General features: G+C 70.3%; 11 protein-coding genes. 5 read left to right on the forward strand and 6 right to left on the reverse strand.

The genetic code is table 11. The features are described from left to right. Nucleotides 1–46: 46 nt before the first annotated feature. Nucleotides 47–1,495 (reverse strand): gamma-aminobutyraldehyde dehydrogenase, encoded by a 1,449-nt coding sequence (locus tag AB4091_RS10075; protein WP_442291615.1) that lies wholly within the window; start codon nt 1,493–1,495, stop codon nt 47–49. A 113-nt stretch (nt 1,496–1,608) separates the two neighbouring features. Between AB4091_RS10075 and AB4091_RS10080 the strand changes: the two genes are divergently transcribed. From AB4091_RS10080 to AB4091_RS10090, 3 genes are all read left to right on the forward strand, one after another. Beyond that, a complete protein-coding gene (locus AB4091_RS10080; protein ID WP_442291616.1) occupies nt 1,609–2,121 on the forward strand; it encodes an Lrp/AsnC family transcriptional regulator in 513 nt (170 codons plus the stop codon). Continuing rightward, nucleotides 2,118–3,557, forward strand: a complete 1,440-nt coding sequence (locus AB4091_RS10085) for an aspartate aminotransferase family protein (protein ID WP_442291617.1) — start codon at nt 2,118–2,120, stop codon at nt 3,555–3,557. The genes AB4091_RS10080 and AB4091_RS10085 overlap by 4 nt, the downstream gene beginning before the upstream one ends. A 179-nt stretch (nt 3,558–3,736) precedes the next feature. Further along, a complete protein-coding gene (locus AB4091_RS10090) occupies nt 3,737–4,495 on the forward strand; it encodes a hypothetical protein (RefSeq protein ID WP_442291618.1) in 759 nt (252 codons plus the stop codon). A 222-nt stretch (nt 4,496–4,717) separates the two neighbouring features. Here AB4091_RS10090 and AB4091_RS10095 read toward each other — a convergent pair whose 3' ends face one another. After that, the gene (locus AB4091_RS10095) at nt 4,718–5,656 is read right to left on the reverse strand and encodes an AEC family transporter (protein ID WP_442291619.1); all 939 of its coding nucleotides are present in this window, start codon (nt 5,654–5,656) and stop codon (nt 4,718–4,720) included. A gap of 90 nt (nt 5,657–5,746) precedes the next feature. On the opposite strand from AB4091_RS10095, the gene AB4091_RS10100 reads away from it, so the two are divergent. After that, the gene (locus AB4091_RS10100) at nt 5,747–6,871 is read left to right on the forward strand and encodes an LOG family protein (RefSeq protein WP_442291620.1); all 1,125 of its coding nucleotides are present in this window, start codon (nt 5,747–5,749) and stop codon (nt 6,869–6,871) included. Nucleotides 6,872–6,963: 92 nt separating this feature from the next. Here the strand turns inward: AB4091_RS10100 and AB4091_RS10105 are convergent, their stop codons facing one another. Together AB4091_RS10105 and AB4091_RS10110 are read right to left on the reverse strand one after the other, a co-directional pair. Continuing rightward, nucleotides 6,964–8,886: a propionyl-CoA synthetase gene (locus AB4091_RS10105; protein WP_442291621.1), complete on the reverse strand. Its 1,923-nt coding sequence runs from the start codon at nt 8,884–8,886 to the stop codon at nt 6,964–6,966. Nucleotides 8,887–8,890: 4 nt separating this feature from the next. Further along, nucleotides 8,891–10,228, reverse strand: coding sequence for an MFS transporter (locus AB4091_RS10110; protein ID WP_442291622.1), 1,338 nt, complete (start codon nt 10,226–10,228; stop codon nt 8,891–8,893). A 71-nt stretch (nt 10,229–10,299) separates the two neighbouring features. Between AB4091_RS10110 and AB4091_RS10115 the strand changes: the two genes are divergently transcribed. Beyond that, nucleotides 10,300–11,307 carry a GlxA family transcriptional regulator gene (locus AB4091_RS10115; RefSeq protein ID WP_442291623.1) on the forward strand — a complete coding sequence of 336 codons (1,008 nt, stop codon included), beginning with the start codon at nt 10,300–10,302 and terminating at the stop codon, nt 11,305–11,307. A gap of 16 nt (nt 11,308–11,323) precedes the next feature. On the opposite strand, the gene AB4091_RS10120 is transcribed toward AB4091_RS10115, so the two are convergent. Both AB4091_RS10120 and rlmN read right to left on the reverse strand, forming a co-directional pair. After that, nucleotides 11,324–12,472 (reverse strand): N(5)-(carboxyethyl)ornithine synthase, encoded by a 1,149-nt coding sequence (locus tag AB4091_RS10120; RefSeq protein ID WP_442291939.1) that lies wholly within the window; start codon nt 12,470–12,472, stop codon nt 11,324–11,326. 87 nt (nt 12,473–12,559) lie between these two features. Then, a complete protein-coding gene (gene rlmN, locus AB4091_RS10125; protein ID WP_442291624.1) occupies nt 12,560–13,759 on the reverse strand; it encodes a 23S rRNA (adenine(2503)-C(2))-methyltransferase RlmN in 1,200 nt (399 codons plus the stop codon). Nucleotides 13,760–13,854: the final 95 nt, after the last annotated feature.

The following is a 13,854-nucleotide window of genomic DNA, read 5'->3' on the forward strand; positions in this document are numbered from 1 at the left end:
CTGCTGCTTGCCTGCTGCTTGACTGCTGCGTGCTCGGGAGTCCCGGTCAGGACTCGATGTTGGCCATCACGTGCTTGACGCGGGTGTAGTCCTCCAGTCCGTACATCGACAGGTCCTTGCCGTAGCCGCTGTGCTTGAAGCCGCCGTGGGGCATCTCGGCGACGATCGGGATGTGCGTGTTGATCCACACGCAGCCGAAGTCGAGCTTGCGGCTCATCCGCATCGCCCGGCCGAAGTCCTTGGTCCACACGCTCGAGGCGAGGCCGTACTGCACCCCGTTGGCCCAGGCGAGCGCCTCGGCCTCGTCGGTGAACTGCTGAACGGTGATGACCGGGCCGAAGATCTCGTTCTGGATCTGCTCGTCGTCCTGACGCAGGCCGGCAAGAACGGTCGGCTCGAAGAAGTAGCCATCACCCAGGCCGTCGGCCCGGCGGCCTCCGGCTGCCACCCGGGCGTGGTCGGGCAGGCGGTCGATCATGCCCGAGACGTGCGTGACCTGGTTCGGGTTGTTGACCGGACCGAAGAGCGCGTCGGGGTCGTCCGGCATACCGACCTTGGCCTCGTTCTTGGCGTACTCGGCGAGGGCTGCGACGAAGTCGTCGTGGATGCGTGGGCCGGCGAGCACGCGGGTCGCGGCCGTGCAGTCCTGGCCGGCGTTGAAGTAGCCGCCGACGGCGATGCCCTCGACGGCGGCCTCGAGGTCGGCGTCGTCGAAGACCACGACGGGCGCCTTGCCGCCGAGCTCGAGGTGGACGCGCTTGAGGTCGCGCGAGGCGCTCTCGGCGACCTGCATGCCGGCGCGGACCGAGCCGGTGATGGCGACGAGCGCCGGTGTCGGGTGCTCGACGAGCATCCGACCGGTCTCGCGGTCACCGGTGATGACGTTGAAGGTGCCCTCGGGGAGGAACTCGGAGGCGAGCTCGGCGAGCAGCAGGGTCGTCTCGGGGGTGGTGTCGGACGGCTTGAGCACGATGGTGTTGCCCGCGGCCAGGGCCGGGGCGATCTTCCACATCGCCATCATCATCGGGTAGTTCCACGGCGTGACCTGGCCGACGACGCCGATCGGCTCACGGCGCACGAAGGAGGTGTGACCCTTCATGTACTCGCCGGCGGACTTGCCCTCGAGCACCCGGGCCGCGCCGGCGAAGAAGCGCAGCTGGTCGAGCATCGGAGGGATCTCCTCGCTCTGGGTCAGGGCGTGCGGCTTGCCGGTGTTCTCGCCCTCGAGACGCACGAAGTCGTCGGCCCTGGCCTCGATGGCGTCGGCGAACTTCAGCAGCGCGGACTGGCGCTCGCTCGGGGTCGTGTCGCCCCACGTCTCGAACGCCGTCGCCGCAGCGGCATACGCCCGGTCGACGTCGGACTGGCTGCTCACCGGCGAGGTGGCCACGACCTGTGCCGAGGACGGGTCGACGATGTCGGTCGTCGTGTCACCCTCGGGATCGACGTACTGGCCACCGATGAAGTTGCGGAGCTGGCGCGGCTTCGAAGTCATGTCTGGATGCTAGACGCAGACCTTCGCAATCGTGAAGGGTCGCCGCGGCAAATCTTCGGATTCCGTTGCTTGGGCACTTGCCAACAGCGTGTTCCACAGGTCAGTATCGGGACATGACGACCATCCGAGGCGTGGCCAACGCGGCCAACTCCGGAGGCGGACGGGCGAAGAAACCGACGGTCAACCTCGATGACGTGAGCAAGACGATCATCGAGCTGCTCCAGCACGACGGCCGCAAGTCCTACGCATCGATCGCCCAGCAGGTCGGCCTCTCCGAGGCCGCCGTGCGCCAGCGCGTGCAGCGGCTCCTCGATGCCGACGTCATGCAGATCGTCGCGGTGACCGACCCCTTGCAGGTCGGATTCCAGCGGCAGGCCATGGTCGGTCTGCGTGTGTCCGGCGACATGACGTCGGTCGCCGACGCCCTGACCGAGATGGACGAGGTCTCCTACGTCGTGACGACGGCGGGCAGCTTCGACGTGCTGGCCGAGGTCGTCTGCGAGAACGACACCCACCTGCTCGAGCTGCTCACGACCCGCATCCGCCCGATCCCGGGCGTCACGGCGACCGAGACGTTCGTCTACCTGAAACTCAACAAGCAGCTCTACAACTGGGGTACACGATGAGCATCAACCCGAACGAGGTCTGGGAACCCACCTCCGACACCCGGACTCCGACCGGTGCGCTCCACTCGGACGCCGCGCGCGACCACCTGTGGATGCACTTCACCCGCCACTCGGTGTTCGAGGGGAAGGACGCCGGAGGGCTCGGCCACTCCGTGCCCATCATCACCAAGGGCCAGGGGTGGAAGATCTGGGACGACCGCGGCAACGAGTACATCGACGGGCTCGCGGGCCTGTTCGTCGTGCAGGCCGGTCACGGCCGTGAGGAGCTCGCCGAAGCGGCGGCCAAGCAGGCCAAGGAGCTCGCCTTCTTCCCGCTGTGGAGCTATGCGCATCCCAAGGCCATCGAGCTCGCCGAGCGGCTGGCGGCATACGCCCCGGGTGACCTCAACCGCGTCTTCTTCACCACCGGTGGCGGCGAGGCGGTCGAGACCGCCTGGAAGCTCGCGAAGCAGTACTACAAGCTGACCGGCAAGCCCACCAAGCACAAGGTGATCTCGCGCGCCGTCGCCTACCACGGCACGCCCCAGGGCGCCCTGTCGATCACCGGCATCCCGGCGGCCAAGGAGATGTTCGAGCCGCTCGTGCCCGGTGCGCACAAGGTGCCCAACACCAACATGTACCGCGCGCCCGAGCACCTGCGCGACGACGAGAAGGCCTTCGGCCGCTGGGCCGCCGACCGCATCGCCGAGGCCATCGAGTTCGAGGGCCCCGACACCGTCGCCGCGGTCTTCCTCGAGCCGGTGCAGAACTCCGGTGGCTGCTTCCCGCCGCCGGCCGGCTACTTCGAGCGCGTCCGCGAGATCTGCGACGAGTACGACGTGCTCCTGGTGTCCGACGAGGTCATCTGCAGCTTCGGCCGCATCGGGTCGATGTTCGCCTGCGACGACTTCGGCTACGTGCCCGACATCATCACGTGCGCCAAGGGCATGACGAGCGGCTACTCCCCCATCGGCGCGATGATCGCGAGCGACCGCCTGTTCGAGCCGTTCAAGCACGGCACGACCTACTTCCCGCACGGCTACACCTTCGGTGGGCACCCGGTGTCGTCCGCGGTCGCGATGGCCAACCTCGACATCTTCGAGCGCGAGGGCCTCAACGACCGCGTCAAGCAGAACGCCCCGGTGTTCAAGGCGACGCTCGACAAGCTGCTCGACCTGCCGCTCGTGGGTGACGTGCGCGGAGCCGGCTACTTCTACGGCATCGAGCTCGTCAAGGACAAGGCCACCCGCGAGACGTTCAACGACGCCGAGTCCGAGCGTCTGCTGCGAGGCTTCCTGTCCAAGGCGCTGTTCGACGCCGGGCTCTACTGCCGCGCCGACGACCGCGGCGACCCGGTGATCCAGCTTGCGCCGCCGCTCATCATGGGGCCGGAGCAGTTCGACGACATCGAGTCGCGCCTGCGTTCGGTGCTGACGGAGGCCGAGAACCACCTCTGACCCGCTCTTCCCGACTCCGTGCGTATGCCGTGGGGTTGTCGCCGGCCACGAAGCCACCGGTTCGCGGGTGGCTTCGTGCGTCCCCCGGTGGCGGGAACGGCAGCGGCCCCGGAACGCTGGGTGACCCCGTTCGTTGGGTAGGTATCCGACAGGTGCGACGCCGACGCAAGGAGAACGACATGGGATTTCTCGACAAGCTGCTCGGGCGCGAGCCGCTCCAGCAGACACAGCAGCAGCGCACCGCGCCCGTCCCCGCGGGGCAGCCCTACCAGGTCCCGGCGCCGCGTGGCGGTGCCTCGAGCGAGGACGAGCGCGCCATCGCCCGCTACAAGTACCTCCTGCGCACGGCCGACCCCGAGGACATCGAGCGCGTGCACACCGAGGCCTTCGGCAAGCTGTCGCCGGAGCAGCGACAGATGGTGCTGCAGCGCCTCAACGAGGACCTTCCGGAGGGCGAGCGTCCCCGCAGTGACCAGCCCGCAGACCTGGCCCGCAGCGCCACGCGCGCGGAGATGGGCCGGCCCGGCTACCTCCAGGGCGCGTTCGGAGGCGGCCGCGGCATGGGCGGTGGCATGGGGATGGGCGGCATGATCGCCGGCTCGATGCTCGGCACCATCGCCGGCGTCGTCGTCGGCTCCGCCCTCGCCGACATGATGCTCGGCGGCTACGACTCCTCTCCCGAGGCCCAGGAAGCCGGCGACGCGAACGGTGACTCGGGCGACTCGGGCGACTCGGGCGACTCGGGCGATGCCGGTGGTGACTCCGGCGACTCGGGCGACTCGGGCGGTGCCGGCGGCGACTCCGGCGACGTGGGCGGGGATGCAGGCGGCTCCGACTTCGGCGACGTCGGCGGTAGCAACTTCGGAGGCGACTTCGGCGGGGGCGACTTCGGCGGCGGGGGCGACTTCGGCGGCGGCGGAGACTTCGGCGGCTTCTGACCGATCATTCGCTGGATCAAGTGGCGGATCAGTCGGCATCCGGTGTCGCCCAGACGACCCCACCCGCAGACTGATCCGCAACTTGACCTGGCGTTCCGACTCCGCCGACTGATCCGCCGCTTGATCTGCCGCGCGATTCCGCTGTGATCTGACTGCGGATCAGTCCGCAGTGGGTGTCGTCAGGGCTACGTCATCCGCAGACTGATCCGCGGACTGATCCGGTCAGACCCCGACGATCCAGTGGAAGAGCGCCGCGATGCCGAGGATCACCGGCACCGAGGCGAAGGTGCTGACGAAGATGGTGTCGCGAGCCAGGTTGACCTCGCGACGGTAGCGGACGGCATACGTGAAGATGTTCTGGGCCGTCGGCAGGGCCGCGGTGACGACGACGGCGAAGAGCGCCTCGCCGCGCAGCCCGAGTGCGAGCCCGACGCCGAGCGCGATGGCGGGCATGAGCAGGATCTTGAGTCCCACGATGGTCCAGACGTGCTCGGCGCCGCGGCCTGTCGCGGGCCGGGGTCCGCGGCGCAGCGAGATGCCGAACGCGACCAGCATCGACGGGACGGCCATCGCGCCGAGCAGGTCGATGGGTGCGGCGACGACGCGGGGCAGGTGGATGTCGAAGATCGCGATGAGCAGACCGGCGACCGCGCCGAGCGTGATCGGGTTGCTGAACATCCTGCGGAGGCTGCGCAGCAGCGTTGGCCGCTCGCCGCGCGCATCGCTGTCGAAGAGGGCCATGTAGATCGGCGTGATGATGAGCAGCTGCATGAGCAGCGTCGGCGCCACCCAGGCGACGTCGCCGAGGACGTACAGCGCGATCGGGATGCCGAGGTTGCCCGCGTTGACGTATGCGGCCGAGAGACTGCCGATGAGGCGTGACCCGAGCGTCCCTCCCGCCCAACGGAACCGGGCGATGAGCAGGTAGACCCCGACCACCACCGCAAAGCTGATGAGGGACGTCACGAGGTTCGCCGAGAGCACCGCGTCGAGCGAGGTGCGCTGCATGACGGTGAGCAGCAGGGCCGGGGAGGCGACGTGGAAGGCGAGGCGCGAGAGGTTCACCTGCGCCGACTCGTCGAGGATGCGCCGGTGCGCGAGGAACCAGCCGACGACGACGATGACCGCGATCGTCGCAAAACCCTCGAGGACCCCGACCATGCGACCGATCCTGTCAGCGGGGCCACGACACGCGACGGCCGGGTCCGCCCCTCGATCACCGGCGGCACCGGCCGGGGCAGGATGTGCCCCATGGAGATCGAGACGCTCGAGGAGTTCGACGACCACCTCGGGTCGGACGCACCACTTCGGGGCCTCCGGCTGCAGGACCTCGACCTCACCGGGTACGCCGACCGCCTGGCGGCGCGCGGCGACCTCACCGGCCTCGTGGTGCTGGGCGGCGACGTGCCGCTACCCGTGGCCGAGGTGCTGCTCCGCGGTGGGGCGATCCTCTTTCCCGGCGTTGCCGAGGCACCCGTCGACCCGTGGCGCGGCCTCTACCTCCCGTCGGACCTCTACGCGGGTCTCACGGACGGCTACGCCGCCACTCCCGACGCGAAGGCGTACGCGTGGTTCGTCGACGCGAGACTGCGCACCGACGCGTACTGCACCCTCGTTCGGGCGATCCACGACGACTCGGTGACGGACGACCTCGACGAGTTCGTCGAGGGCAGATCTGTCGTCGGCATCATGGGCGGGCATGCGCTGCAGCGTGACTCGTCGTCGTACGCCGGTGCGGCGGGCCTTGGTCACAGCCTCGCCGAGGAGGGCTACCTCGTCGCGACGGGTGGCGGTCCCGGCGCGATGGAGGCGGCGAACCTCGGCGCCCTGTGCCGCAGCGCGGAGGCCGTCGAGGAGGCGGTGGCACGCATCGCTCCCGTGCCCGGCTTCCGGCCGGACATCACCGCCTGGGCGTCGGGAGCGCTGGCTGCGCGGGAGGCCGTGGTCGGCGACGAGCCGGCAGCGACCACGGACACGCTCGGCCCGACCGCTCGCTCGCTGGGCATCCCGACGTGGTTCTACGGCCACGAGCCGCCCAACGTGTTCTGCGACGTCATCGCGAAGTACTTCTCCAACGCGATCCGCGAGGAGGGGCTGCTGGCCCGGTCCAACGCCGGCATCGTGGTGCTCGACGGTGCCGCGGGCACGGTGCAGGAGATCTTCCAGGCTGTCACGCCGCTCTTCTACGCGGTCGACGGTGCGGCGCTTCCACCGCTGATCCTCGTCGGCCGCGAGCACTGGACCGAACAGGTGCCGGTCTGGTCCGCCATCACGGCGATGGCGGCGGGCCGGCCGATGGAGCAGGCGGTGCACCTCGTCGACACGATCGACGACGTCCTCCCCCTCCTCCCGCCGCCCGACCCCGTCGGGAACTGAGCACTCGACCCCCACCCCCACCATCGAGTGCCCACTTTCGTACGCGCCCACCCCGTCGGGAACTGAGCACTCGACGGGGTGTGGCGAGACGGTCAGGAGGAGCCGGGGTCGCGGAGCACGGGTGCCAGCGCGTCGAGCACTGCCGGATCCTCGATCGTCGCCGGCACCGCGGCGTCCTTGCCGTCAGCCATCTCGCGCATCGTCTTGCGCAGGATCTTGCCCGAACGGGTCTTGGGCAGCGCGGCCACGATGTCGACGCGGTGCAGTGCGGCCACCGGCCCCACCTCGGCGCGGACGCGGGCCACGAGCTCGCGGCGGATCCGCTCGCCGTCGGCCGCGGCGTCGATGCCGGACTTCAGCACGACGAGGGCACGTGGCACCTGACCCTTGAGGTCGTCGTGCACGCCGATGACCGCACACTCGGCCACGGCCTCGTGGCCGGCCAGGGCAGCCTCGAGCGAGCCGGTCGAGAGCCGGTGCCCTGCGACGTTGAGCACGTCGTCGGTGCGGCCCATGACGAAGAGGTAGCCGTCCTCGTCGACATAGCCGCCGTCACCCGTCAGGTAGTAGCCGGGGTGCGCCGAGAGGTAGGAGCTGACGTAGCGGTCGTCGTCACCCCACAGTGTCGGCAGGGTGCCGGGCGGCATGGGCAGCTTGATGCAGATGGCGCCCTCGACCCCGGGCTCGACCGGCTCGCCGGAGCCGTCGAGCACCTGCACGTCATAGCCGGGGACGGCCACCGTGGGCGACCCGGCCTTGATCGGAAGCAGCCCGATCCCCTTGGGGTTGCAGGCGATCGGCCAGCCTGTCTCGGTCTGCCACCAGTTGTCGATCACCGGCTTGCCGAGCGCGGCGGAGGCCCACTCGTAGGTGTCAGGGTCGAGCCGCTCCCCCGCCAGGAAGAGGGTCCGGAAGCGTGAGAGGTCGTGGTCGGCGAGCTTCGAGGCCGTGGAGTCGTCCTTCTTGATCGCGCGGAACGCTGTCGGCGCGGTGAACAGGCAGACGGCCCCGTACTCCGCGATGACGCGCCAGAACGCCCCGGCATCGGGGGTGCCCACGGGCTTGCCCTCGTAGAGCACGGTCGTCGCCCCGGTGAGCAGGGGTGCGTAGACGATGTACGAGTGCCCGACGACCCAGCCGACGTCGCTCGCGGTGAACATCGTCTCGCCGGGCGCCACGTCGTAGAGGTTGGCCATCGACCAGCGCAGCGCGACGGCATACCCCCCGCTGTCCCGGTAGATGCCCTTCGGCTTCCCGGTCGTGCCGGAGGTGTAGAGGATGTAGAGCGGATCGGTGGCGGCGACGGTCACGCAGTCGGCCGGCTCGGCGTCGGCATCGACCTCGTCCCACGTCATCTCCTCCCAGTCCGTGTCGCGCTCCCCGACGGCGGCCGGCGACTGCTCGCGCTGGAGCACGATCACCGACTCGGGCTTGTGGCTGCTGCGGTCGAGGGCGGCGTCGAGCATCGGCTTGTACTCGACGATCCGGGACGGCTCGACGCCGCAGCTCGCGGAGACGACGACCTTGGGCTCCGCGTCCTCGATGCGGGCGGCGAGCTCCTGAGGCGCGAAGCCGCCGAAGACGACGGAGTGCACCGCACCGAGCCGTGCGCACGCGAGCATCGCCACGACCGCCTCGGGGACCATCGGCATGTAGATGACGACGCGGTCGCCCTTCTCCACTCCCAGACCCGACAGGGCACCCGCGAAACGCGACACGCGACCCAGCAGCTCGGCATACGTCAGCGTCGCCTTGCTGCCCGTGACCGGCGAGTCGTACTGCACGGCCGGCTGGTCACCGCGCCCCGCGGCGACGTGCCGATCGAGCGCGTTGAAGCAGACGTTGAGCTCGGCGTCGGGATACCACCGGTAGAACGGTGGCCTCGAGTCGTCGAGGATGCGCGTCGGCGGCGTCACCCAGTCGATCGCTCCGGCGGCGTCGCGCCAGAAGCCTTCGGGATCGGTCAGGCTCGCGTCGTGGACCCTTCGGTATGCCGTCTCAGCGCCGTCGCTCATGCCCTCACTCTGCCGCCGCGTCCTCCACGACACCAGAGCCGTTGCGCCGAGATGACGCCTCAGCGGGACGAGCGGTACGGATCGCGACGCACATCACAGCGGCCACGAGGCAGAGGACGGCCGCCACGTACCACGCGAGGTCATAGGTGCCGAGCTGGTCGCGCACCAGGCCCGCCCCGAGGGCTGCGACGGCCGCACCGAGCTGGTGGGAGGCGAACACCCAGCCGAAGACGATCGGCGCCCGGTCGCCGAAGGCGCTGCGACACAGGGCGATCGTCGGGGGAACCGTCGCCACCCAGTCGAGCCCGTAGAAGAGCACGAAGGCGAGCATGTTGACGTGCATGTGGTCGCTGAAGAGCGAGGGGAGCAGGAACAGCGAGGCACCGCGCAGCGTGTAGTACGCGGCGAGCAGCACACGGGGGTCGATGCGGTCGGTGAGCCAGCCGGAGAACACGGTGCCCACGACGTCGAAGATGCCGACGAGGGCGAGCAGCCCGGCCGCGGTCGTCGTCGGCATGCCGTGGTCGTGCGCCGCCGGGATGAAGTGGGTGCCGACGAGACCGTTGGTCGACATGCCGCAGACGGCGAAGCTGCCGACGAGCAGCCAGAAGACCCTGGTGCGGGCGGCGTCGCGCAGGGTGCCGAGGGCGAGGTGCACGGGGTGGCCCGTGGGGCGGGGCGGGCGGGCCACCGGGGTCCCGTCGGAGGCGCCGTATGCCGTGAGGCCGAGAACGCTCGGATGGTCGTGCAGCTTCCAGAGCACCAGCGGCACGACCGTCAGCGCCGCCGCGGCCGTCGCGAGCGCGGCCGACCGCCAGCCGTGGTGCTCGGCCAGCCACGCGAGCACCGGCAGGAAGATGAGCTGTCCGCTGGCGCCCGCAGCGGTGAGGATGCCGGTCACCAGGCCGCGGCGGGCCACGAACCACCGACCGGTGACGGTCGCGACGAGGCCCATCGACATGGCCCCGGTGCCCATCCCGACGACGATGCCCCAGCACAGCACGAGCTGCCACGACTGGGTCATCCAGATCGGCAGGAGCGAGCCGACGCTGACGAGCACGAGCGCGACGGCTATGACCCGCTGGATGCCCAGACGCTCCATCAGGGCCGCCGAGAACGGGGCTGCGAGGCCGAACAGCACGAGGTTGACCGAGACGGCGCCACCGATGACACCCATCGGCCAGCCGAACTCGTCGTGGAGCGGCGTCATGAGCACGCCAGGCGTCGATCGGAAGCCGGCTGCGCCGATGATCGTCAGGAAGGTCACCACGGCGACCCACCAGGCCGGGTGGATGCGGCCGGTCTGCGAAGGCGCGTCGACGGTGCGGTCGGTGAGGGTCACGGGACAACTCTGCGGTATACGGGGTCGGCGGCGCGAGTGGCCGGACGGACATCATGTGAAAGAATCCGGCCATGCCCCCGATGACGTCCTGTCCACCCCACCGCGTCGTCGTGCTTGCTCTCGACACGGTCATCGCGTTCGAGCTGGGGCTCGCCCACCGGTTCCTCGCCTCCTCGGCGCTCGACCCCGGCTGGCCCGGCGAGCTGACGGGCTCCCCGCCGCCCTACGACGTGCACATGGTGACGGTCGATGACGGGCCGGTACGCACCTCCGCCGGCTACCAGGCGCTCCCCACCGACCCGAACACCCTTGTCGCACAGGCTGACACGATCATCATCCCGGGCATCAACGGCACGATCATCCGCGACGGCGTGCTGCCTGACGCCCTCGTCCGACTGGCTGGCACGGCGCGACCCGGGGCCCGCTGGGTCTCGATCTGCACGGGGGCGTTCGTGCTGGCCGCCCTCGGCAAGCTCGACGGACGCGAGGCGACGACGCACTGGTGCCACGTCGACGCGTTCCGGCGGCTCTTCCCGCGGGTCGAGCTCACCCCCGACGTGCTGTACGTCGACCACGGCGACGTGCTCACCTCGGCCGGCAACGCCGCCGGCATCGACCTGCTGCTGCACCTGCTCCGCTCGGACCACGGCACCGAGGCTGCCAACCGGGTGGCCCGCGGCGCCGTCGTGGCCCCGTGGCGGGCCGGCGGGCAGGCCCAGTTCATCGACCGGCCCGTGCCCGACGAGTCCGACGCCGGCACCGGACCGACGCGGGCGTGGGCCCTCGAGCGTCTCGACGAGCCGATCTCGCTGGCCGACCTGGCCCAGCACGCCGGGATGAGCGTGCGCACGTTCACCCGCAGGTTCCGCGAGGAAACCGGTGAGACCGCCGTGACGTGGTTGACCCGGGCCCGGGTCGACCGGGCGCGTCACCTGCTCGAGACGACCGACCTGGCCGTGGACCGGGTCGCCGCCGATGCCGGGTTCCGGACGACCACATCCCTGCGCCAGCACCTCGCGACGACCGTGGGGCTCTCCCCGCTGGCCTACCGTCGCACCTACCGCGCCGAGACAGACTGACGCCCCGCTCGACCCGTCAGGTGGCGAGCGGCAGGTGCGGGTGCGCGGGCGAGCGGCCCTGGAACGACAGGATGGCCGGGTTCTGGATCTCACCGCCGCGGATCTCGATGGAGCGGCGGATCGTCGGCGAGGCGTCCCAGGCCTCCGGCCCACCCATGACCGTCGGCAGGAACGGCAGGAGTGCCTCGCTGATCTCCCAGGTGGCGGCGTCCCAGAGGTAGCTGGGGCTGTGGTCGACCGCGTAGTAGAGCACGTGGTCGCCGACCATGAAGGTGGGCTCGGTGAAGGTCGTCGGCCTCGCCCAGCTGAAGCCCATTCCCTCGTCGCACGACACGTCGATGACGATGCTGCCCGGCGTCATCCGCTTGAGGTCGTCGTCGTCCATGAAGGTGAGCGGGGCGTCGGTGTCCTGGAGGACGCAGTTGACGACGACGTCGTGCTCGGAGAGGAACTCGCCGAGCGGCACCGAACCGTCGTCGGTCACGGCGTGGCTCACCCGCGCCGTCGTGTCGTCGGTGTCGAAGTGCACGATGCGCGCGGAGTGGATCGGTGAGGCCACGGCGGCCTTCTGGCGGTGGGTCAGCACGTCGACCTCGCCGATCCCGAGAGCCTTGAGGGCAGTCACCGCCCCGCGGGCGGTCGCACCGAAGCCGATGACGACGGCGCGGCGCTGCGGGCCGTAGTCGCCGGTGATCCCCGCGATCTGCAACGCGTGCAGCACAGAGCAGTAGCCGGCCAGCTCGTTGTTCTTGTGGAACACGTGGAGGCTGAACGAGCCGTCCTTGTTCCAGTGGTTCATCGCCTCGAAGGCGATGAGGGTCAGCTGCCGGTCGATGGCGACCTGGGTCAGCTCCTCGTCCTGCACGCAGTGCGGCCAACCCCAGAGGACCTGCCCGACGCGCAGCGCGGCGATGTCGGCGAGGAGCGGCTTCGGGGCGAGGACGATGTCGCACTGCGCCACGAGCTCGTCACGGCTGCGGAAGCCGCCCACGTAGCGGGCGAGCTGGTCGTCCGAGACGCCGTGCCGCTCGCCGTAGCCGGTCTCGAGGAAGATCCGGCCGCGGAGCTCCTGGGGGATGCGGTCGAGGTGCTCGGGGTGCAACGGCAGGCGGCGCTCGTTCTCCTTGAGGGACCGAGCCATCACGCCGAGGCTGAGCTGGGCCATGCGCACCTCCTGGTGGGTCGTCCGCGCTCGGCCCGGCGAGTCGTCACCGGTGTCCGTGCGGGGCACGACCCCGCCAGCGTACGCGTGTCAGGCCGTCGAGGCTGCGAGCTGGCCGCAGGCGCCGTCGATGTCCTGGCCGCGCGTGTCGCGGATCGTCGTCGGGATGCCGTGGGCGCGCAGTCGCTCGACGAAGTTCTGCTCGACACCGTGCCGCGAGGCGGTCCACTTCGAGCCCGGGGTCGGGTTGAGCGGGATCGGGTTGACGTGCACCCACCCCTGCCCGCGTGCGGCGAGCTTCTCGCCGAGCAGGTCGGCGCGCCAGCCGTGGTCGTTGATGTCGCGGATGAGGGCGTACTCGATCGACACGCGCCGGCCGGTCGCCTCGTAGTAGCGGTGAGCGGCGTCGAGGGCCTCGTCGACCGACCACCGGGTGTTGATCGGCACCAGCTCGTTGCGCAGCTCGTCGTCGGGTGCGTGCAGCGACAGGGCGAGCGTGACGGGGATGCCCTCTGCCGTCAGCTTGTCGATGCCCGGGACGAGGCCCACCGTCGACATGGTGATGCCGCGGGCCGACATGCCGAGGCCGTCGGGAGCGGGATCGGTGAGGCGCCGGATCGCGCCGATCGCCGCCTTGTAGTTGGCGAGCGCCTCGCCCATGCCCATGAAGACGACGTTGCTGACGCGCAGCGGGTGCTCGCGGTCCTCGTCGCCACCACCGGCCAGTTCGCCGCGGCGCAGCGCGCGGGCGGCCCAGACGACCTGCTCGACGATCTCGGCGGCCGACAGGTTGCGCGTCAGTCCGGCCTGGCCGGTCGCGCAGAACGGGCAGTTCATGCCACAGCCGGCCTGGCTCGAGATGCAGATCGTGACGCGCTTCGGGTAGCGCATGAGCACCGACTCGACGATCGCGCCGTCGTGCAGGCGCCACGCGTACTTCATCGTCTGCCCGTCGTCGGCGACGCGCTGGACGATGGGGGTCAGCAGGGTCGGGAGCAGGTCGGCGACGAGCTCGGACCGCACGCCCTTCGGCAGGTCGGTCATCTGCTCGGGGTCGTCGACGAGGCGCTCGAAGTAGTGGGTGGACAGCTGCTTGGCCCGAAAGCCCTTGTGCCCGAGCGCTTCGACGGCTTCCTTGCGCTCGGCCGGGCTGAAGTCGGCCAGGTGCCGCGGGGGCTTGCCACGGCGCGGCGCCGTGAAGGTCAGCTGCCCCGGCTCGGGTCGGGTGGTCGTCGGCTCGGGGAGCGCGATCGGCGCGGGTGCGGACGCGGCGGCGGGGGTCTCAGTCATGGCTCACCCATTCTCTCAGGTGGAGTCAAAACCGGCCGTATGCCGTCATGCCGGGTCGCGCGGCACGGGCGGTCCGCGCGAACGGCGGGTGCGAC

Origin of the sequence: Terrabacter sp. 2RAF25, from assembly GCF_052115265.1 — a bacterium.
Lineage (GTDB): Bacteria > Actinomycetota > Actinomycetes > Actinomycetales > Dermatophilaceae > Terrabacter.

Coding starts and splice junctions, on each gene's coding strand:
- AB4091_RS10095 (WP_442291619.1), bottom strand. CDS start 5,656: ATGGTCGGGGTCCTCGAGGGTTTTGCGACGATCGCGGTCATCGTCGTC.
- AB4091_RS10085 (WP_442291617.1), top strand. CDS start 2,118: ATGAGCATCAACCCGAACGAGGTCTGGGAACCCACCTCCGACACCCGG.
- AB4091_RS10075 (WP_442291615.1), bottom strand. CDS start 1,495: ATGACTTCGAAGCCGCGCCAGCTCCGCAACTTCATCGGTGGCCAGTAC.
- AB4091_RS10120 (WP_442291939.1), bottom strand. CDS start 12,472: ATGGCCCAGCTCAGCCTCGGCGTGATGGCTCGGTCCCTCAAGGAGAAC.
- AB4091_RS10115 (WP_442291623.1), top strand. CDS start 10,300: ATGCCCCCGATGACGTCCTGTCCACCCCACCGCGTCGTCGTGCTTGCT.
- AB4091_RS10100 (WP_442291620.1), top strand. CDS start 5,747: ATGGAGATCGAGACGCTCGAGGAGTTCGACGACCACCTCGGGTCGGAC.
- AB4091_RS10080 (WP_442291616.1), top strand. CDS start 1,609: ATGACGACCATCCGAGGCGTGGCCAACGCGGCCAACTCCGGAGGCGGA.
- AB4091_RS10105 (WP_442291621.1), bottom strand. CDS start 8,886: ATGAGCGACGGCGCTGAGACGGCATACCGAAGGGTCCACGACGCGAGC.
- rlmN (WP_442291624.1), bottom strand. CDS start 13,759: ATGACTGAGACCCCCGCCGCCGCGTCCGCACCCGCGCCGATCGCGCTC.
- AB4091_RS10090 (WP_442291618.1), top strand. CDS start 3,737: ATGGGATTTCTCGACAAGCTGCTCGGGCGCGAGCCGCTCCAGCAGACA.